This is a genomic window from Chryseobacterium sp. FR048 (genome assembly GCF_056844665.1).
In genome coordinates this window covers 40,629-61,140 of the sequence record NZ_JBXDSE010000004.1, presented here as the reverse complement: position 1 = coordinate 61,140, position 20,512 = coordinate 40,629, and the positions used below count along the sequence as shown (strand labels likewise).

Below are 20,512 nucleotides of genomic sequence, written 5' to 3'. Positions count from 1 at the left end.
ACCAAGTATAAGAACGTAAATGACTTTTACTAATCAATTCAAAATAAAATGGTATGAGTGACGGACAAGAAAAAGACAGCTATACTGCCAATCCTAATCAGAGGACCTTTGACATGCCAACACCACAGAAAGATCATGAAGTGAATGTGGTGAAGATCTATTTTGCAAAACAGGTTCCTAAAATGAAATGGGAGCCTAAAGAAGAAACGTATTCTGTACAAAAAGGGGGTCTGGTATCTGACGTCAAAAAGAAGTATGAACAAAAAGGGAGAAAGAACATCCAGGCCGATAAAGCAGATTCTGTACAGTTAAAAGCAAAAGAATCTGTGAAAATTACCTGGGAAGAGGAAGTACAGGAAATGAAAGACGGTAAACCTGTTTTCGAGTATGAAAAAATAGATAAAGCCATCATAAAAAAGAAAGTATGGGTGGTTGCAGAATGTCAGGGATTCAGCGGAAAACTCTCTGTGGAAATCCATGAAAATAAATTGACAAACCCGGAAAACGTATATGATAATCCTGTAAAGTTTTTAGAGGGTGAGACAGAGAAAAGCACTATTGAATTCCCTATCAACGGAACATTGATCTATGCTAAAGAAATAACACTCCGCCCCAAAAGTAACCAGGATGTAAAAAAACTGATAGAGAAATTTACTAAAAGAGAGAATATCAATGCTTTTTTATATTTCAAAGCTGAGGTAAAAGAAACTCCGGATACCATCATATTTCCGGATGACACCCATGAGTTTTTGAATAAAGACGGCCAAAGATTTGAGATCCTGGGGACCCCTTGCTACTGTAACAGAGATATTACAGTGGATGAGATGATCGAATTAATATACCATTTAAGAGATAAGCAGAATTATAAATCAAAAAGAGATGCATTCTTTAATGAAGGAAAAGAAAAAATAGCATCTATTGGCATTACAAGTGGGAAAATCTCTGAAAACAGGGATAAAGTAAAACTTTTTACCGATGAAATGAATGCGATGTTTAAGAAATTCAGCATTAAAACCTGCAGAAGAAAGATTCATTTCCTGGGACAGATGTATCTGGAAACCATAAGTTTTACCCATACCTATGAAAGCAGAGACTCTGTACCGGATAATTATAAAGGCGGTGTCCCTTTCCAGGGAAGAGGAATGAAGCAGATCACCCACGATTACAACTATCTGGCTTATTATGTCTATATCAATAAAACAGCCCATTATGATACTTATATCAAATACAGATCCGGGTATGAAGGAGTTGGCGAATGCATCAAAAACAGACCCAAAGCCAGAGAAAATGGTCTCACAGAAACCTTTTATGAAGAATTAAAAACCTTTGCTAAAAATATTTCTGAAAATTTATTCCATGCTTTTAATTCTGCCGGCTGGTTTTCCACCATTCATAAAACAGAGACTATAGCTGCGATGGATAATGGACTGGAAGACTCTGATGTAGAGAAAGTAACACAGGCTATTAACGGAGGCCAAACCAATATAGCCGAAAGAAAAAACTACACCAAATGGACCAGAGAACTTTTTAAATATGACACAGAATGCGTAAACAAATAATATACTTATTTTTCATCCTCTTTTATACCCTGCAAAACTGCCAGAGTACTTCAGCGAGCAACGATAATATTGCGGTTTTACAGAATAAGAAAAAAGTAGGACTTATCAACCAGACGGCCGATATAAAGTGTGATAGCTGCTATGCCTTAAGAACGGTGAAAATAGAGAACCGGAATTTTACATTCAAAGTCCCTGTTTCTCTAAACAATATTGATGGTAAGAAGATTTTTCAGGAAGATTATGAGCTGATATTGGATCAGTCGGCCAACGGACCTTCGATCAAATACAACAGCCTTTATACTTCTGAAGCGCACGTTTTTAAGATTAAAAAAATTAAAAACAATTTTGTGATTGCCAAAGTAAGCAAAGTGAGCTCTGCAGTGAATCACTATAAAATAGCCAAAGATGATTATGCAGATTATCCTGCTACTTCCATATGTGAAAAAGATACCCATTATGTATTGCCGCAGAACCGGGAAATTAATCTGAATACATATTTTATCAATTCGGAAAAGAACTGCTTTTTGTGTCCTACAAAATACAGTGTACAGGAGTGTTTAGAAAAAAAGAAAACGAATGCCAGATTCAATTGGCAGTAGCAGGAGTGAAAAATTATGGAGCCAGTGTTTCCCATACATGTCAGACTGAACCTTCCCGAAGGAAAGAAATTTTATCGCTATACCTATAATGAATACACCACGATCTATGGGAAAACTCATAGAAAGGAGCTTAACAAAGTTTTTCATGTCACTCTGAAGCGACTGGAAGCAGAAAGATTTGAATACCACCTTGAAACTTTTGACAGAGTTCATCGGGATAAAAATTTCTCACTGTCTGAGAAAGATTTTTTAGACAGAGTGGCAGACATCAACTGCGATGTTGTACTTATCACCGACGATTATGCCCGCTTAAAGAACATACAGGGATTGTCAACGCTTCAGGATAAAGTGGAAAAAACAGTGGAAAGGCTCTCCCGCACCTTTGTGGGTAAACAGGCAGAAGATTTTTACAAGACTTTAAAATACTTTTACCAAAATGAAAACTTAGTCTGTATTGATTTTTTAAAAAACATCCATTTCGGAATGATCCTCCATAAACTCTATGGAAGGCATGATAAAGAGGAGCCGGTAAAGTATAGTGTACGCTACAATAATTTTATGGACAATACCATCATCGATATTGACGAGTGTATACAAACGGAGGCCATCCGCTATGACGATGAATTATTACTGTTGCAGTATACCGGAACTATTCCTTCAGATAAAAACTGGGAAATGTTTTACGGAGAAATGAAAAGAAAGGAAATTGCTTATAACAGCGAGACAGATTTCCCAAAGCTGGACAAATACAAAGGGCAAATTTTATTAGATTTTACCACCAAAGAAGTGATCGAGCATAAACTTACCATAGAATTTTCCCTGGGTGAGAACTACCAGAAAAAGATCATCTATCATGTAAAAGAAATAAGCCATGAAGAATTATAAAAAAGCAGGATGGATGGAAGAAATGCGACATCAGTCAGATGAAAATTTGGCAAAGGTTTAAACCGAGGATAATCTTATCAGGAAATATTAAAAAAAGAAAACTCTTACAATGGCAACACGTATTACCATAACAGATTCGGGACAGACACAAACCTTAAACGGTCCTGTGGCTCCGGATACTCCAGATAACTCATTGCAGCGTATCACTGATGTTTATTTTGCCAAGAAAGTGACAACAGACAATGGAACGAGAGTCAGTTTTACAAAAATTGATTCTGCTCACGTACAGCGCGATCATCAGAATCAGGAAATCCCTTACGATTCCATATTGGGAAAAACAGTATATCTGGTCATAGAGACCAGCAATATGACAGACCTGAGCATAGATGCGGTGATAAGACCATCAACCGATGTTATGACAGGAAATACAGAGACATTACAATTAATGCGTTTTGTATCTCCCAACCGATATGAGATGCAGAGATTATTCACGGTACAGGTAGGAAATTTTGATGCCCTGAATAACAGACAGGGAAGACACGATCATTACACGAACATCAATGACCACGCCAATAAAGCCATTATTAAACTACAACTGAGACCGGATGGAAGGGCAATTTTTGATCAGTGGAGCGAAAGACTGGCAGAAGGCAGTATTAATCTGGAAGTGGTGGTAGAAAGAACAGACAATAACCCCTGTGCCTATAAAAATGAAACACAGGAAGTAAATGGAGCAGGTATTTTCCTTAATGACGATAGTGGCAGATTCAGAGTTGTGAATAAGAATATCTACACCATCTATCATGGCAGTAATACTTACAATACATTACAACTGCTCAGTACAACTCCGGAAAGAAGAAGAAGAACTCAGAAGGTGGTGAACCGTCATTCTAATGATGTAATTTATTTTTATTACGATCAGCACGATACTGAACACAGGATCTGCAACAGAATTAAAGCCAGTGTAACCAGAAAAAGAAGAGTTAATACGATACCACTGCCAGCCCAGCGGGGAGAGCTTTTACAGACTATAGATTTCACAGCAAACAGAGCGGCGGGAGAACAGATTGATGCACAGCAGCTACTGGTGTATTCTAACGGAACTCTTGGTGATGGAAACACGGATAAATGGTACGCCAATCAACAAGGAGATGTAGAGCTCGTGAATATGGATATTTTAGGGGATACAGGAGTAGGTGCCCAGATCTTTGAAGCATTCAATTATAATCAGAATGGGGTCATCATCCGCTATGGATTTCAGCATACCAGAAGAAGAAGCATTCAGCCGGATTTATTTGCCGGTTTCTTAGGGGCATTAGCACAATTCAGGCAGGAAGGACATACGCATTATATTGTATCTCAAGGTTTTTCTTATGCTGATGCGTCTTGTTATCCCAGCGCAGAGCACGTGAATGGAGAAGCAGGGGATCTGAACCTGTTAACGACCCAGCAAAACGGCGTTAATACGATCCTTACAGCAGCCAACTTCGATTATGAGAATCAGGTTATTCTTCGGAATATTCTTTATGATTTCGGATTTACATCAGGCCGGTCAGAGAATTTCTCCAATACATCCAATGCCACTACTGAAGATGATACGACAACCATATTGCCACACACTACCCATACCAATACTCCAAGACATAATAATCACCTGCATGTTCATGGTTTCACCCCAATATTAGATATCTATGCCTAAAATTAATATCGCTTGTTTCACGGTTTTATTTTTTCTTTTCTCATGCTACAGCAGAGCTCAGACGGAAAATAAGGTCATAAGCACAGAAGCACGTTCCACAGATCAAGGATCCGTTTTATTCAATACCAACAAAGCGGATTGTATCAATTTGCCTTTTGGATATTCAGCTCTTTCAAAACAACGGGCAACAGCAGATGCTGTTCTGCCTGTCTTACAGGATGAAAATAAATTAAAGGAACTGAATGCATTACAATTTGAAAAAGTAGTCTCAAAAGATTGGGTATCACTTCCTGAAGCATATGATGTCTTTCTGCCTTTCAATAAAAATATCAATGAAAAGCACAACCCTATCAAGATAGCCTCTAAGTTTCTGTGTAATGGAAAATCCACGCTGTACTTTATGGCGGTTTATAATACCGTTCGTTACGCAGACCCATTTATTGAAAAGATCTATTTAATTTCCACAAAGGACAATAAGCCTGTTGATATGAAGAGAATCTATCTTCATCATGAGGGAGAAATGGGATTGGCCCATTATACGTTGTTCAATATCGATAAAGATTATATCATTTCTCTTCAGGATTATGAGTTTAGCGAAAGTCCTTTTACCTTAAAACCTTTGCAAAAATACCAGCTTCTTCCTTCCGGAAAATTTGTCAGATACTTTGACCAAGAAGGTTTATATAAAAGCGATGAAGAACAAGGTATGGTAAAAAATCATAAGAAAGAAGGAAAATGGATCGAGTACAAATCAAACAGCTTTATCGATAAACAAAAGCATCCGGAGTTTACAGATCTTTATACTTATCTGGAAGCAGAATACAAAAACGGGTTACCTGCCGGAACATGGAAGTTTTACAAATTGTTGCAAAAATATAATGAAGAAACAGGAGAACCTATCATCAATACAAGGAAAAAAGGACCGCTGGTCTATACGGAAACGTATAAAGATGAGGTATTGGAAAAACGGGAATTCCAGTAGAGATATTGAAGAGAAAACCAAGCACCCCCTAGTCCCCTTGTCAAGGTTCAAAACCTTGACAAGGGGACTTCCTACTTACATTCACATTCTCGTCCTGAAACAATTTTAAAGGAATTATTTTATTTTTTGGTCCAAAGCCTCAGATGTAATATATTTAATGACCCAACTGTTATATTGGTAAATAAAAAACTATTCCTCATGAAAAACCAAATTGTATGCTTGCTTCTCCTTGTTTCCAGTTATTTTTTTTCACAAACTGTTGCTCCTGAAAAATTAGATCATTACTTCAGTGATATTGAAAAAAATAATATAGGTGTTGGAAGTTTATCGATTTTTAAAAACGGTAAGGAAGTCTATACTAATAATTTTGGCCAGAAAAATATCCCCGGATTAACTTATAATCAAAACACCAGATACCAGGTGGGCTCTATTACCAAAATGATTACCGCCGTTTTAATTTTTAAATTAATTGAAGAAAATAAACTTCATTTAGAGGATAAACTTTCGGAATTTTTCCCGGAGATCCCCAATTCCAATGCTATAACCATCAAAAATTTACTGGAGCATACCAGCGGACTGGGAAGTTATGTGGTAAAAGATGGTGAAGTCTGGGTGACCGAAAAAGCAAGCGACCAACAGATTATGGATCTGATCATTCAGCAGGGAAAAAGTTTTGAACCGGGGGAAAAGGTAGCCTACTCCAATTCGGCCTACTATCTCCTGACGAAAATTCTTGAAAAAAAACGCCAGAAACCATTTCACGAAATACTTTATTCTGAAATTATAAAACCTTTAGGCTTAAAAAACCTGGCTTCTATCCGATCTGACCGTAAAAATGTATTTCTGCCTTACCAATATGAAAAGGGTTCCTGGAAGGTTCTGAAAAAGGAAATAGACCTCCTCAACGTCATTGGTGTAGGTGATATTTCTGCAACGTCCTATGATCTGAATATTTTCATCAACAGCTTGTTCCACAACGGAATCTTAAAAAAAGAATCTCTAAAGCTGATGGAACCCGTATTAGGAAAAGAAGATTGGGGAAGAGGTATGGCGATCTGGGAATTTGATCATCATATATTTTATGGACATGGCGGTGATACCCTAGGATCGCACGCTATTCTTATCTACAACAAAGAGGCAGACCTTTCCATCGCTTATGTGACGAACGGCGAGCGAATAAAAAAAGAAGAATTCATGAAAAATGTAGTCGATCTGCTTTATAACAAAGAGGTTAAACTTCCGGAAATCAAAGAGAAATAAGTAACACTTCTCAATTTAAATCACTAAAGACAATTCCCAACTCATCAATATGAAAATCATCAATTATACCAAAATTTTCAGAGAAGACTGCATTAAGATCTTCAAGAGCAATATGCCTAAGTATTTTGCTTTGGAAGAATTGCCGCTTTTTGAAAGCTTTTTAGATCAAAATACTGAAGAAAACTACTTTGTGGTCAAATTGGATGGCCATGTCATAGGATGTGGTGGTTTTTTCTTGGATACAAAGAATAATACAGCAGGATTATCATGGGGAATGGTTCACTCCGACTACCATGGAAAAGGAATAGGAAAAGCGCTTACACAATATCGGATTGATCTGTTAAAAAAGACCTATCCTGCCCTGCCCTACAAAATTGAAACGTCACAGCATACCGCAGAGTTTTATAAAAAAAGCGGATTTAAAACGATAGAGATTGTACCGGATGGATTTGGTAAAGGAATTGATAAATACACCATGATCATAGAAGTAGTAAAGCCATAATACATTTTTCGAATCCCCCGAATCAAACTATTTCAAATAATCTCACCAAAATATCCCATGAATAAAAGAAAACTATTAGAACAAAAAGACTGGAACTATTACCTTTATGAGGAAAACAGCATTCTTGAATTATCTGTCCCCATTTCCAGCCCAACCCCAGGATTTGATATTATCCATATCCTGAATGAGGTTGAAAAAGAAAAGTATTTACAGATCGGTATTAAAGCCCTTGAAGATAGGATACAGGATATGAAAACCAATTTTTCCGATTATAAAATGAATTCGTGGAGATAATACGTTGTTATTAATGGAAAACTATATTTCAAAGTCATGAGGCTTTGGAGATTTCATTATTCCGCAGAATTAATAGGCCCCTATATTTTAATAAATAATACAAAATGAAAGCAAAAACAGTAATGTATGCTCCACCAGCGGTTACTCAATTTACCTATAGATTCAATACAGAAAATAATACCCATATTGAGCATACCACTGAATTTTTGGAAGGCACACCTTTCGTCACTATAGACTTTAAAGAAACTCCATTTCAATTAATTTTTGAATACACTTACGAATTGGGAAGAATCCAGTCTCAATTGGCAAAGAAAAGAGAACAACTCTTGCCATTAGACTACTATCCTTATCCTCCTGGTGACGGAAAAAATATCTCTAACTTTCGTCATACCAAACAAAAATTATTTGATGGAGATGAAGGAGAATGCTTGCAGAAAGTCTTTCAGGTTGATGATCAAAAAGCTACTTTAACTGATTTTTACAACAACCCATTAAGAGCATTAAAAAAAGAAATAGATGCTGAAAGTTTTGATAAAGTCATTGAAGAAAGTAAATTTAACCTGATTAACGCTAATTTTGAAATCTATACCTCTGAAGAAAGATTAGAAGTTCATTATCTTATAAGAAATGAAATGATCTACCTGCTTTCCTACGGAGAATATCAGCCGGGAAGATATATGCTGTTTTTAGAAGGAGTTTGGTATTACGAACCATGGGATAAAGATGAATAAATTACTCCGTTCTATACAATCAATTTAAACAATTATGGGATACCATACAACGGATACTATTTTAGTAATAGAAAAAATGCTTACGAACGATATTGTAAATATCGTGGATGAAGTTATGCTGGAAAACAATTTCACAATTGCGTACAATTACCCTAGCTTTTACTTTGAAGATACAGATTCTGACAGTAAAATTGATGACTCGAAAGTCGTAGAATCGGAAACTCTGGAAGACACCTTAAAAATCTTAGAGGAATTTAAGAAACATCCTACAGGAGGTTCTTATAGCTATGACATGCATTGGGGATATAATGAACAAGGGCAAAAACTTGGTTACGATATATTGGTAGCCTATCTATCATTTGATAAGAAAAATATAGAAGCAGTTATTTTTTATGTGAGAGAAGGTATTTTTGAAATGGCCCATGAAAAAGAATTGAAAAAAGTATTTTCAGAAATAAATAAACGTGTTAAAGTAATAGCTGCCACACAGACAACAGATTACTATCAGGAAGATTATCATGAAATTGATGTGATAGAAAAGATTCTGTCCGGAAATATCCCTACAAAATATGAATATAAGTTTAGCGAATAGATCTATTTTTTCTGAAACATGAGCTTTTAAAATTATAAAATAAACTTTTGGAATTTTAGTTACATAGCTTAAAGTCAGGAGGCTTTGTGCAACGGGGATTACCTATTTCACAATTGCGCAGAAGCAGATAAAAATATAAAGAATGAAAGCGAAAAAAATCGTATTTGCCCCATCAGCAGTAGAGCAATTTACATACAAATTCAATAAAGAAAACAGCACCCATGTTGAGCATACAGACGAGATTCTGGATGGCTCTCCTTTTGTAACCATAGACTTTAAAGAAACCCCATTTCAATCAATTTTTGAATACACTTACGAACTGGGGAGGATTCAATATCATTTAGAAAAAGAAGATAAAGATTTTTTACCATTAGATTACTACCCTTTTCCTCCTGATGACGGGAAAAACATAGTCAACTTTCGGCATACCAAACAAAAATTATTTGATGGAGATGAACGAGAATGCTTGCAGAAAGCCTTTCAGGTTGATGATCAAAAAGCTACTTTAACTGATTTTTACAACAACCCATTAAGAGCATTAAAAAAAGAAATAGATGCTGAAAGTTTTGATAAAGTCATTGAAGAAAGTAAATTTAACCTGATTAACGGTAATTTTGAAATTTATACCTCTGAAGAAAGATTAGAAGTTCATTACCTTATAAGAAATGAAATGATCTACCTGCTTTCTTACGGAGAATATCAACCGGGAAGATATATGCTGTTTTTAGTAAGCGTTTGGTATTATAAACCATGGGTGAAAGATGAATAAAGAGCAGTTATTTGAAAATTGCATTAATGAATTCAATGATTTCCTTATTTACATCTCCAGTTATTACAGTGACAGCGCGGAATTATTTCTATTCATTGGTTCAAAGTAAGAAGATTTTTCACGACTCTTCCCTATTATTCAAACAAAACACCATACCACAAGTTTCTCTTCCGTTACAATATTTAATTATATTTGAAGATACACTAAAGAATCTATCAAAATGGACAATACCTTACATACAATACAACTCAGACCAACGACTGTTGAGGATCTGGATATTCTTTTCGAGTTTCAGCTTGATCAGGAAGGCAGGCACCTTGCGGCATTTACTTCACAGGATTCCACCAATAAAGAAGCTTATCTGGCCAAATATACCAGATTACTGAATGATCCTACCGTCAACAACCAGACCATTATCGCAAACTCTGAGATCGCCGGAAGTATCGCCAAATTTGTCATGGAGGGAGATGCCGAACTCACCTATTGGATTGACAGACAATTCTGGGGAAAAGGCGTTGCCACAACCGCATTGAAAGATTTCCTTACCCTTGAAACGGCCAGACCTCTTTTTGGACGTGTTGCTTTTGACAATTGGGGTTCACAGAAGGTTCTGGAAAACTGCGGCTTTATAAAAATAGGAACTGACAGAGGTTTTGCCAATGCCAGACAAGCTGAGATTGAGGAATTGATTTACAGGCTTGATCTTTGATTTTCGTACTGTCCTCAAATTCCCATAAAAAATTAAATCTTATGTAGGTCTATATTAATGATCACGAAATAAATGCCCATCATATTGCTTACGATGAATATTATTACGGAAAATATGCTGAAAATAAAGAAATTCATCCATTGATGATCCGTATTGAATTCAATGATTTTGATGAAAAAATGCGTCCAAAATATGAAGATCTCCTGCAAGAACTGATAGAAGACGACGTGCTTACAGGTGAAAATTTTGCCTTAGAATTATTTGAAAACCTTAGTACATATCCTTCCTACGAAGATATTTTGAAAGATACCGCAATGAGTATGAAAGAAAAAACAGGTTTTCTTACGACCTTCTTTATAGCACAGATCTTCAATGAATATTTAAAACAGGAAAATACCGTTGAAAACAGACATTGGATTATAAGAGAGGTGTTGTATTTCAATAAAAACGGTGATCATATTATCATCAAAGGGAATGTCCAGAAAATACATTGACTATAATCCGTTCTCCGATGTCCCAGACTTTGTGCAGCGATTTTCTAAAAAAGTATAATAGAATCCACACGAAAGGATTCGTGCGGCAGCTAAGGGATTATATTCCTAAAAATATATTAGATCAAATCAGCTGATTTCAGAAGCCTTAACAGCCCGTTGGAAATTATTGATAACTGCCAGATTAAGTGTGACTCATTCACTATAACTAATCGATAACATCATTCATGATTTATTCATTTTCAATATCTCTTATCGCCCGCTGGGCAACAGAATTGACATAATCATGGTTATATATCGAATCTATTTCTTTCCAGGTATCCAATAAACTTGTATCATTCATTGAGTATAAAGAATCTATCGCTGGAATAAATACAAAATAATCATTATCATTAAGAATTAAATACATCAATGCTTCCTGAGATTCTCTACATGGGTAATTTCTTAATTGCTCTGCTATGACTTGTCTTGGACCTCTTGATCTTTTCTCCTCATATACTTCGCTTAGCAATATTTTAAGAATCTCAGGACTGTTGTATTCTTCAAGAGACTTTAAAGCATGCTTCTTTACAGATTCTTCAACATCTTTTGTTCTTTCTATAATGTAGGGTATTGCCTTTTCATTTTTAATATCTCCTAAAGTACAAACCGCTGTTTCTCTTACCTCTTTTGATCTATGTTTCAAAAACGGCAAAGTCAATTCTAATGCATTATCAGGCTTTAAATCTCCTAAATCATCTAAAGCTCTTTCTATAATTTCAGGATCATCACTCTTTAAGGCCAATAAAATTTCACTTACATCTTGCATATCTTACTGTTTTTCTTTTACAATTACGTTACAGGCATTCAATTCTATTTCAAAAGACAGATGGCATTGGAAATAGAATAAGTCCTCTTATTTGGTCTTATACTTTTCTACGAGGTCAAAAATTTTCTTTTTCAGATTTTCATCAATATCTTCCGGAATGTTTTCAATGGTTGGATAGCCTTCCCCATCATTTACAAAAGGATCTGCTCTGTATTGCAGCAATAGCTCTATCATCTCTAAATTTCCATAATAAAAAGCCAATCCTAAAGGGGTTTTTGCATGAAAAGTTCCTGATCTATTAATAAAATCGTTGTTGGAATAAGGCAGTATTAGCTTTATCATTTCAAGATTCTGGTCCAGAGCTGCTCTCGTTAAGGGAGTCTCTCTCTCTTCTCCAACAAGATGTACATGAGCCCCTTTTTCTAATATGAGCTTCAGGACTTTAGGTTTATCCAAATAGATCGTCTGAAAGACAGGTGCATTATATTCTTCATCAAAATAATTTACATCCGCACCGTTTTCTATTAAAACTTCTATCATTTTCACATAAATATCCTCTTCTCCGGCTTCAATTTCATCTATGATATATTGTATTAAGCTTTCTTCACGAATTAAAGTCTTTGCATCACCCCCTTTATTGATCCAGCTCTGTAAAGCCTTAATATCTTTATTTAATATAATATCTATAATTTCGTTATGGTTTGTCATGGTATTTGTGTTAAATATATAAGTCTTCATAAGCCTAAGCTTCCTGGAGTACTTTTATGTATGATAAATAAGTCTGTAGATTCTAATTGAAAAAAGTTAATAATTTGCTCTGTTCCACGGTTACAATGTAAAAATTAAATATATAATTTTTATTCTATATAAAGGCTTTCTGTATTTTTTTAATCCTTATTATCTTTTTATATTGATAATTTAGCTAACATTGCAAAAAAAGACCCATGAAAACCTCAACCTTAATTACAGCAGCAGCCTTGATGCTTTTTTCTGCGATGAATTTAAAGAAACTGGCGGCTCGGGCATATTACCTTTAAGATACAGTCTATTTGCAGAACAATAAGGGTAAAAGATTATTAATACAGACCACCTGTCAGTAATCAGAAATATTCCAGAACCCATAAAAACAGATATGGAAAATATAAAGACTACAATACAGCTGCATAAAAAATGGCTTAACAAAGCTGGAGGAAAGCAACTGGATATAAAGGATGGAGATTTAATTTTATAACATCCAATTGGTATCAGTTCTTTTCAGTCATGTCCATATAACCCATATTGATCCAGTTGAATAATTCAATTAAATATTAAAAATAATAATTTAAAATATGATTTTTGCAACAGATTACTTTAACCATATTAAGGATGAGCTCCCTGATTTCAATTTAAAATTACTGTTGAATATTGAGGATCTGAATAACTCTATTTTCAACGAAGTGTTCAATATCCTCAAACCACAGCAGCAGGAGCAGTATATTATTTTTAAAGCCTCTGAAGAAGCCAGAAAGTACAGAAAACAGAGAAATGCTACACTCCCTTATGTAGACTTCAACAATTTACCTGAAGTATTTGATCATAAATTATTACAAAAGATCATGCTCTATCAAAAAGATGGGGAGGTAAGAAGAGCAGTATACGATTCGCTATCAGAAGACCATAAAGGTCAAATAACGCAGTATGAATGGAAAATATATGAAGAAGAGAAAGCAAAAAGAAGAGCTCTGATGTCGGAAGAGGAGAAAAGGAAAGAAAAGGAATGGTGGGATGCGTACAATGCAGACCCTACCCCACGTTTTATGGGCAATATGGGAGAGCCCGCTAATGCAGACGAATATGTATTAAGATATGGAAGAAATCCCTTTACCGGAGAACCGGAAACCGTTAAAAACTTTTATGAAAAATACATCATTGATTCTCATGGTAACATTATTCCAAAAAAGAAAAATATATAATCCTTAATTTTAAAATATGATTTTCGCCATATATGATTTTACCCCCTTTAAAGATGAACTGCCAAAGTTCAACTTAAGGGAATTATTAAACATTGAAGATCTGAATAACTCTATTTTCAACGAAGTGTTCAATATCCTCAAACCACAACAGCAGAAGCAGTATATTATTTTTAAAACCTCCGAAGAAGCCAGAAAGTACAGAAAAGAGAGGAATGCTACACTCCCTTATGTAGACTTCAACAATTTACCTGAAGTATTTGATCATAAATTATTACAAAAAATTATGCTTTATCAAAAAGATGGGGAAGTTCGAGATGCTATATATGACTTGCTATCAGAAGACCATAAAGGTCAGATTGCACGTTATAATTCAAAAATATATGAAGAAGAGAAGGCCCAAAGAAGAGCTCTGATGTCGGAAGAAGAAAAAAGGAAAGAAAAGGAATGGTGGGATACCTATAACGCAGACCCTGCTCCACGTTTTATGGGTAATGTGGGTGAACCTGATACCGTCACAAGCTATATCATAAAATATGGTATAAATCCATACACCCGAAAACCGGAAACCATTGAAAGTTTTCATGAAAAGTATACCATTGATCCCAAAACAGGTGATCCTATTTCAAAAGAGAAAAATCTATAATCCTACAATACGCTGCTACCGCACGAATTCTTTCGTATGGTTACCATATTATCGTTCAAATATTCTAAAAATAACAATATGATTTGGAAGTCCTTTTTCATCAGTATAATCTATTGCATTGTTAGTCTTTAAAAGTATAAAATTTGCAATCGCCGCTTACTAACTATGTTTTTAGAAAGATAAATCTTTTCTAAAAATGTATTTGAAATAGAAGTCACACGAAAGAATTTGTGCGGCAGCGAAGGGTAGCGAGCTCAAAGTCAGGAGACTTTGCGCAGCAAGGATTCGTGCGGCAGCGAAGGGTTGAAATTCATTTGTATCCAGGCCAACTACCCGTCATTACAGCTCCAACTATCTTCCTTCTTCCAGCTCCCTGCTTCTACATCCCTCTCCGTTCCAGTATAAGATGCCCCGCATCCAGCATTTTTATCAGATGGATATACGGATTGATGATATTTCTTTCCGGCAGATTTTCATACATGCCCATTGAGAAGTAGACCATCCCGGACATAAAATAATCAAACTCTTTGACACTGTATTCTTTGAAGGCTTTTTTAAAAACCAACATTGGATTTTGATATTCTTTCTCCGAAAGCAGGCCAAGACCCCACGGAGAAGGATTTTCAAGCAGAGGATCGGCAACCCGTTTCTTTCCTTCCAGATAGATGAGGTAGCACGCACGTACAAATGATCGCACCGCCTGATGAAACTGAAAAACTACCAACGGGTCTTCATTGATCCAGCTGTTTCGCTTTACGGCGTAACTTATTATACTGTTTAACTTCTCTTTAGAGGCTGCCAGATCATTGAACTGGAAAAAGTTCTCCATCAGCTTTAACCCGGAGCGCTTCTTACCTCCTTTCCAAAGTTGAGGTTCAAAATGTGTACTTGTCTTTTTCATGTTTGTATTTTTTTATAAATGTAATAAAAAAATACAAACGTGGGTATAATTACCCACAAGTTTTTATCTGTTTCTATTGAACTTGCTTTTTATTTAATTCAATATGTCTATAACATCTGAAAAAATAGCATTCTTAAAAAGCTTTGGAAAGAGGATCGAAGCATTGAGAACCGAAAAAAACTTAAGTCTCAGACAATTGTCACAAAACTGCGACATTGATTATAGTGACATTAGCAAGATTGAAAAAGGACTAAGAAATATTCAAATGTCTACTATTTTGGAATTAGCAAAGGGACTAGATGTAACAACAAAAGAATTATTTGATTTTGATATTGACAAATAAAATTTCAATAATAGTTGGGATTTTTTTATGTCCTCGCTCCCGCAAGAATCCTTCAATATGGTTCTATTCTAAAACAAAACTTACAAAATATAATCCTTCAGAATTCTGGAATTTGTAATTATGACTCATCAATTATGTTTTTATTAAGATAAAAATTTTAAGAGAAATGGTTTAAATAAAACCACACGATAGAATCGTGCAGCAACGAAGAGATGATTATAATTGCAGATATTGATGATTTATTCATTTTCAATATCTCTTATCGCCTGCCGGGCAACAGAATTTACATAATCATGGTTATATATTGAATCTATTTCTTTCCAGGTATCCAATAAACCTGTATCATTCATTGAGTATAAAGAATCTACTGCCGGTATAAATATATATGGATTTTCATCATTAAAAATTAAATATATCAATGCCTCCTGAGCTTCTTTACCAGGATAATTCTTTAATTGTTCAGCAGCTCTTTGCTTGGGAGAAGCTGATATTTTGGGCCGTTTTACTTCCTCTAGCAGAACATTTAATATATCAACACTCCTATAATGATCTAAAGCCAATAGAGCAAACATTCTTACAGACTCATCCTCATGTATAGCACTTTCTATAATATAAGGGATGGCTTTTTCATTGTTTATTTCTCCAAGGTTAAACACAGCGGTCTCTCTTACTGCCGTGGAATGATGTTTTAAAAAAGGCAAAATAGCCCCCAGAGAATCCTCATATTTTAATTTCCCTAAATCATCTAAAGCTCTTTCTATAATTTCAGGATCATCACTCTTTAAGGCCAATAAAATTTCACTTACATCTTGCATATCTTACTGTTTTTCTTTTACAATTATATTACAGGCATTCAATCCTATTTCAAATGACAGATGGCATTGGAAATAGAATAAGTCATCTTATTTTGTTTTATACCTTTCTATGAGGTCAAAAATTTCCTTTTTCAGATGTTCATCAATGCCTTCCCGAATGTTTTCAATGGCTGGATAGCCTTCACTACTACCGCACGAATCCTTTCGTGTGGTTACCATATTATCATTCAATATCTGCAACCTGCCTGTCTTCCATCTCAAACTGGGTCAGATGTTTCAGTTCCTCTAAGCCTTTTACTTCTGTAATGAGATGAGATGATATGACAAACGAAGTTGAATCAATTGCTTTAGTGTTCCTAACCCTTTTATCTCTGTAATCTGATTGCCTGAGAGATCAAGATCAATTAATTGTTCTAATTCTTCCAAATTTTTTATTTCCTCAATTTCATTGCAGCCCAAAATAAGATGAGTTAACTTTCTCAGCTTCTCCAGATTTTTTATTTCCGCAATTTGATTGAATCCCAAAATGAGTTCGGTGAGTTGCTCCAACTCCTCCAGACCTTTTATTTCATCAATAATATTCCCTGCTAAATTAAGCTCTGTTAATTGTTTCAATTCGCTCAACCCTTTTATTTCTGCGATATGATTGCAGGCAAGGTTAAGAAAAATCAGCTCTTTTAGTTCCTCCAATCCTTCTATTTCTGAAATTTGATTGAAAATCAACTCAAGGTAAGTTAATTTACTTAGTTCCGTCAGTCCTTCTATCTCTCTAATTTGATTACTTGATAAATCCAGCATGGTTAATTGCTTCACTTCTTCCAGCCCTTTTATTTCTGTAATCATGTTATTGGATAAATTCAGAAGTTCAAGTTTTGGAAATCCATTCATATCTGGAATTGATCCGAAAGAATTATTACAAATATTTAAACCGATCACTTCCTGATCATCACTCAAAAGATATACATTTGAGCATTTTGTATCAGTAATGATATGAGCCTTATCTTCGGTCTCATTCAATTCAATCCCATATAATTTTTCAAATTCTATAATGCTTTCAGGTTTCATGGTTTTTGTTTCTTTGATTATTTTATATGGTCAAATAGGTGTAGATTCTCTCAAAACATGGAAAATTCAGTAAGAAGTCGAATTACCAGGTTCTGCTGTCAATGGTAAAAGAATGATTCATTATATGTTCTTTTATTTCCTCTAAACTTTTTCCCATACTGATATAATTCTCAGAAACATTCCCAATATCTCCTACAATGTATTCATAGTCTATAAACTGAGCTATTTTCAAGATAAGCTCTTTGTGTTTATCAATACTTTCAAATGCCAGATCTTTGTTACTAAAGGAAACCTCAAAGCCATCAAGATATTGATCATCCCATGTCAGATAATTGATTCCTACCTGAAGTCTAAAATCAGGATGTCTATATAAAAGCAGCCCAAGGCCCTTCCACGAACAAACCAAATCTACAACCTGCTCACCAGTCATTGATTCCTCCAATTCTATATAATCCTTCTCTTCTTCGTTTCGGGTATCATTAAACACTATTATTTCATATTCATCTTTTTCCAGCAAAACATCTATGGATTTTAATTTCTCATTAAAGTCCATAATAAATGATTTGGGGTCCTTTTTTTCTTTTAATAATATTAATGTTTCGTTAAAATAACTCATTTTTTCTTTTTATCTACCAATTTCTACTATCAATTTTGAAAGAATTTTTTAAAATATGTTCTTTTATTTCCTCTAAACTTTCTTCCATTTGTATATAATTTTCAGACTCCTCATTAATATCTCCAACAACATATTCATAGTCAACAAATTCAGATATTTTAGATATAAGTTTTTCATGTCTATTGTCTTCAAACATAGTATCTTTTCGAGCAAAGAAGATTTTGAAACCATACACATTTTTATCATCCCATGTTAAATAATTAATTCCCAATTCAAAATTAAAATCCGGATGTCTATAACCAAGTGTACCTAAGCTTTTCCATGAGCAAACTAAATCTATTACATCTTCATCAGTCATTGATACATCCAGTTCTATATAATCTTTTTCCTCCTCATTTCGGCTATCATTAAAAACAATGATTTCATAATCACTTTTTGGAAGTAAAACATCTATAGATTTTAATTTTTCATTAAGATCTAACATAAATGATTTCGGTTCTTTTTTTTCTTTTAATAATAGTAATGTACCGTTAAAATAACTCATTTTTTACTTTCTTTTATGCCAGGCAATATCTATCCTGCAGATCATCCGATTTCTTTATCAATTATTTTCATCACTTCCTCTGCTCTGACCTCATCTATGAAGTCTCCCGGCGTAGGATCCGGATAATAGCTAAATGCCCCGTTATAAGAATGCCATTCTCCTTCATAATATTCTTCGCCTTCATAATATTCTTCACCCGGCTCGGCTTTATTTTTATACATTACCGCTCTTATCAGGGAATAATGCTCTTTATTATCGAAGATCATGATTTCAAGATGATAAAACAAAACTTTCTCTATGGCATCTTTATCGTTCATTTTCAAATAAATGTAGGTTTTTACAGGCTGAAATTATAGTAGCTTTTAATCCTTTTCTCCTATTTTTTCAGCTTCTTCAATATTGTATGTAATTCTGTTGTCCAGGTTGATGAAAGGGATAAAAACATCTTTATATTCATTAAAAGTACTCCTTTCGTAATGAACAAGTACTGGAAACAACTGGCTGGCCTGATAATACCTTTTATTTTGTAAGGCACTTTTCATGGCCTGCTCTATTTCTCCGAAAAGGGGCCTGCAATCGGTTTTCAACAGAAATTCTTTAAGATTAGATTCAAAGAAATGCTCCCCGTATACAATTAAAAACCATTTGATATAAGGATATAAGTCCTGCTTGTTTTTGCCATTCAGGGTCGCAATATGCAAAGCATTTGCCACCACATCATATACATTATCTTCACCATAGATTCTATGGGGCTCAAAATCTCCTTTATCCTCCCATCTTTCAGCCATGAACCGATTCAGAAATTCAAACCCTTCCGGCAGGTTCCATGAGACTAAAATAAGCATCGCCTGATAAGCAATATACCGATCATGGCTATGAAGAAGCCCTTTCAGTCCTTCTACCCTGTCAGCAGACTTTTGTTCAAGAAGCTGTACTTCACTCAAATCATATCCTTCGTATCCTTCTTCGTTATAATAATACAACAGATCTTGTTTTTCATGATACCATTTAATATAATGGCAAACGAAGATATAGTCATTGATTCGGGAATAAGGTATTGTGATCTCATCATTGATTTCACCGTTATGATGATTAACAATCGAAACATCCCTGTTTTTTACAGTGAATATCCATTTTTCAAACTCCAGCTGAGCATGAATACCTGCTTTTGCATTTTCAAAAAAAGCACCTAGTTTTCTTGCTTTTTCAAGACTGATCCGGATTTCAAATATTGAATAGCAATCCCTGATATGATAAGAATCTTCCTGTTTTCTATAATTGATGATACAATACCGGTCATATAGAATTACCTTCTCATGATCACTTTTTCGTATCATTCTTCCTTCCTCCTCAAATGAACTCTTAACAAAATCATCATGCTGCTCCCAGACATCAAAGCATGTACGGTGAGTATAGCTTTTCACAAAAGAAACCAATGGTGAATCCTGATCTGCAATATAAGGTAACAGTATAGCTTCCTTGAAACTGGCAATCAGCTCTCCACAAATTGAACATCGGGTTATATTTTTAATATAGAAAGACATATGGTATTAGTTTTTTACAGTTGTGATATAAGATAACCTTTATCTTCCTGATTTTACAGTTTGGGTCTTTACAGCGTAAGGATTGAATGAAAAGACGCTAATGAATAGTATTTCTTTCATGATTTTAAAAAATTAAATATACAATTTATCCCCATAACTTCCCTCATAAAAGACAGCGCCACTTATCTTTTAAGTGGCGCTGCTTTTAA

The 20,512-nt window shown here is 34.8% G+C and carries 25 protein-coding genes; 16 read left to right on the top strand and 9 right to left on the bottom strand.

The genetic code is table 11. From position 1 onward, the window contains the following. Nucleotides 1-53: 53 nt before the first annotated feature. The 13 genes from AC106K_RS12810 to AC106K_RS12750 all read left to right on the top strand — a co-directional run bounded on the left by AC106K_RS12810 (nt 54) and on the right by AC106K_RS12750 (nt 11,075). On the top strand, nt 54-1,559 hold the full coding sequence (locus tag AC106K_RS12810) for a hypothetical protein (protein ID WP_482445829.1): 1,506 nt from the start codon (nt 54-56) through the stop codon (nt 1,557-1,559). Then, on the top strand, nt 1,544-2,158 hold the full coding sequence (locus tag AC106K_RS12805) for a hypothetical protein (protein WP_482445827.1): 615 nt from the start codon (nt 1,544-1,546) through the stop codon (nt 2,156-2,158). Before AC106K_RS12810 ends, AC106K_RS12805 begins: the two co-directional genes overlap by 16 nt. Nucleotides 2,159-2,173: 15 nt before the next feature. Continuing rightward, nucleotides 2,174-3,043: a hypothetical protein gene (locus tag AC106K_RS12800; protein ID WP_482445825.1), complete on the top strand. Its 870-nt coding sequence runs from the start codon at nt 2,174-2,176 to the stop codon at nt 3,041-3,043. 109 nt (nt 3,044-3,152) lie between these two features. Next, the gene (locus AC106K_RS12795) at nt 3,153-4,742 is read left to right on the top strand and encodes a hypothetical protein (RefSeq protein ID WP_482445823.1); all 1,590 of its coding nucleotides are present in this window, start codon (nt 3,153-3,155) and stop codon (nt 4,740-4,742) included. Continuing rightward, complete coding sequence (locus tag AC106K_RS12790) at nt 4,735-5,724, top strand: hypothetical protein (RefSeq protein WP_482445821.1); 990 nt, start codon at nt 4,735-4,737, stop codon at nt 5,722-5,724. The genes AC106K_RS12795 and AC106K_RS12790 overlap by 8 nt, the downstream gene beginning before the upstream one ends. Before the next feature lie 198 nt (nt 5,725-5,922). Then, nucleotides 5,923-6,984, top strand: coding sequence for a serine hydrolase domain-containing protein (locus tag AC106K_RS12785; RefSeq protein WP_482445819.1), 1,062 nt, complete (start codon nt 5,923-5,925; stop codon nt 6,982-6,984). Nucleotides 6,985-7,033: 49 nt separating this feature from the next. Next, on the top strand, nt 7,034-7,486 hold the full coding sequence (locus tag AC106K_RS12780) for a GNAT family N-acetyltransferase (RefSeq protein WP_482445817.1): 453 nt from the start codon (nt 7,034-7,036) through the stop codon (nt 7,484-7,486). A 57-nt stretch (nt 7,487-7,543) separates the two neighbouring features. Continuing rightward, a complete protein-coding gene (locus tag AC106K_RS12775; protein WP_482445815.1) occupies nt 7,544-7,780 on the top strand; it encodes a hypothetical protein in 237 nt (78 codons plus the stop codon). A 104-nt stretch (nt 7,781-7,884) separates the two neighbouring features. Continuing rightward, nucleotides 7,885-8,511, top strand: a complete 627-nt coding sequence (locus AC106K_RS12770; RefSeq protein ID WP_482445813.1) for a hypothetical protein — start codon at nt 7,885-7,887, stop codon at nt 8,509-8,511. A 34-nt stretch (nt 8,512-8,545) separates the two neighbouring features. After that, on the top strand, nt 8,546-9,103 hold the full coding sequence (locus tag AC106K_RS12765) for a hypothetical protein (RefSeq protein WP_482445811.1): 558 nt from the start codon (nt 8,546-8,548) through the stop codon (nt 9,101-9,103). A 142-nt stretch (nt 9,104-9,245) separates the two neighbouring features. Then, on the top strand, nt 9,246-9,872 hold the full coding sequence (locus tag AC106K_RS12760; RefSeq protein ID WP_482445809.1) for a hypothetical protein: 627 nt from the start codon (nt 9,246-9,248) through the stop codon (nt 9,870-9,872). Between the two features lie 220 nt (nt 9,873-10,092). Then, nucleotides 10,093-10,581, top strand: a complete 489-nt coding sequence (locus AC106K_RS12755; RefSeq protein ID WP_482445807.1) for a GNAT family N-acetyltransferase — start codon at nt 10,093-10,095, stop codon at nt 10,579-10,581. 143 nt (nt 10,582-10,724) lie between these two features. Beyond that, on the top strand, nt 10,725-11,075 hold the full coding sequence (locus AC106K_RS12750; RefSeq protein WP_482445805.1) for a hypothetical protein: 351 nt from the start codon (nt 10,725-10,727) through the stop codon (nt 11,073-11,075). Between the two features lie 229 nt (nt 11,076-11,304). Here AC106K_RS12750 and AC106K_RS12745 read toward each other — a convergent pair whose 3' ends face one another. Together AC106K_RS12745 and AC106K_RS12740 are read right to left on the bottom strand one after the other, a co-directional pair. Continuing rightward, nucleotides 11,305-11,880, bottom strand: a complete 576-nt coding sequence (locus tag AC106K_RS12745) for a HEAT repeat domain-containing protein (RefSeq protein WP_482445803.1) — start codon at nt 11,878-11,880, stop codon at nt 11,305-11,307. Nucleotides 11,881-11,967: 87 nt separating this feature from the next. Next, nucleotides 11,968-12,588 carry an ankyrin repeat domain-containing protein gene (locus tag AC106K_RS12740; protein WP_482445801.1) on the bottom strand — a complete coding sequence of 207 codons (621 nt, stop codon included), beginning with the start codon at nt 12,586-12,588 and terminating at the stop codon, nt 11,968-11,970. Between the two features lie 620 nt (nt 12,589-13,208). On the opposite strand from AC106K_RS12740, the gene AC106K_RS12735 reads away from it, so the two are divergent. Both AC106K_RS12735 and AC106K_RS12730 read left to right on the top strand, forming a co-directional pair. Next, nucleotides 13,209-13,832 carry a hypothetical protein gene (locus AC106K_RS12735; protein ID WP_482445799.1) on the top strand — a complete coding sequence of 208 codons (624 nt, stop codon included), beginning with the start codon at nt 13,209-13,211 and terminating at the stop codon, nt 13,830-13,832. A gap of 16 nt (nt 13,833-13,848) precedes the next feature. Beyond that, nucleotides 13,849-14,475: a hypothetical protein gene (locus AC106K_RS12730; protein WP_482445797.1), complete on the top strand. Its 627-nt coding sequence runs from the start codon at nt 13,849-13,851 to the stop codon at nt 14,473-14,475. A gap of 379 nt (nt 14,476-14,854) precedes the next feature. Here AC106K_RS12730 and AC106K_RS12725 read toward each other — a convergent pair whose 3' ends face one another. Beyond that, a complete protein-coding gene (locus AC106K_RS12725) occupies nt 14,855-15,376 on the bottom strand; it encodes a hypothetical protein (protein WP_482445795.1) in 522 nt (173 codons plus the stop codon). A 103-nt stretch (nt 15,377-15,479) separates the two neighbouring features. On the opposite strand from AC106K_RS12725, the gene AC106K_RS12720 reads away from it, so the two are divergent. Then, nucleotides 15,480-15,719 carry a helix-turn-helix domain-containing protein gene (locus tag AC106K_RS12720; protein WP_482445793.1) on the top strand — a complete coding sequence of 80 codons (240 nt, stop codon included), beginning with the start codon at nt 15,480-15,482 and terminating at the stop codon, nt 15,717-15,719. Between the two features lie 239 nt (nt 15,720-15,958). Here AC106K_RS12720 and AC106K_RS12715 read toward each other — a convergent pair whose 3' ends face one another. From AC106K_RS12715 to AC106K_RS12690, 6 genes are all read right to left on the bottom strand, one after another. Further along, nucleotides 15,959-16,534: a HEAT repeat domain-containing protein gene (locus AC106K_RS12715; RefSeq protein ID WP_482445791.1), complete on the bottom strand. Its 576-nt coding sequence runs from the start codon at nt 16,532-16,534 to the stop codon at nt 15,959-15,961. Nucleotides 16,535-16,828: 294 nt separating this feature from the next. Next, nucleotides 16,829-17,599 carry a leucine-rich repeat domain-containing protein gene (locus tag AC106K_RS12710; protein WP_482445789.1) on the bottom strand — a complete coding sequence of 257 codons (771 nt, stop codon included), beginning with the start codon at nt 17,597-17,599 and terminating at the stop codon, nt 16,829-16,831. Between the two features lie 82 nt (nt 17,600-17,681). Next, on the bottom strand, nt 17,682-18,215 hold the full coding sequence (locus tag AC106K_RS12705; protein WP_482445787.1) for a hypothetical protein: 534 nt from the start codon (nt 18,213-18,215) through the stop codon (nt 17,682-17,684). A gap of 13 nt (nt 18,216-18,228) precedes the next feature. After that, entirely contained in the window at nt 18,229-18,759 is a 531-nt protein-coding gene (locus AC106K_RS12700; RefSeq protein WP_482445785.1) for a hypothetical protein, read from the bottom strand. 41 nt (nt 18,760-18,800) lie between these two features. Then, complete coding sequence (locus tag AC106K_RS12695) at nt 18,801-19,076, bottom strand: hypothetical protein (protein ID WP_482445784.1); 276 nt, start codon at nt 19,074-19,076, stop codon at nt 18,801-18,803. Nucleotides 19,077-19,121: 45 nt separating this feature from the next. Continuing rightward, nucleotides 19,122-20,303 carry a hypothetical protein gene (locus AC106K_RS12690; RefSeq protein WP_482445782.1) on the bottom strand — a complete coding sequence of 394 codons (1,182 nt, stop codon included), beginning with the start codon at nt 20,301-20,303 and terminating at the stop codon, nt 19,122-19,124. Nucleotides 20,304-20,512 lie beyond the last annotated feature (209 nt).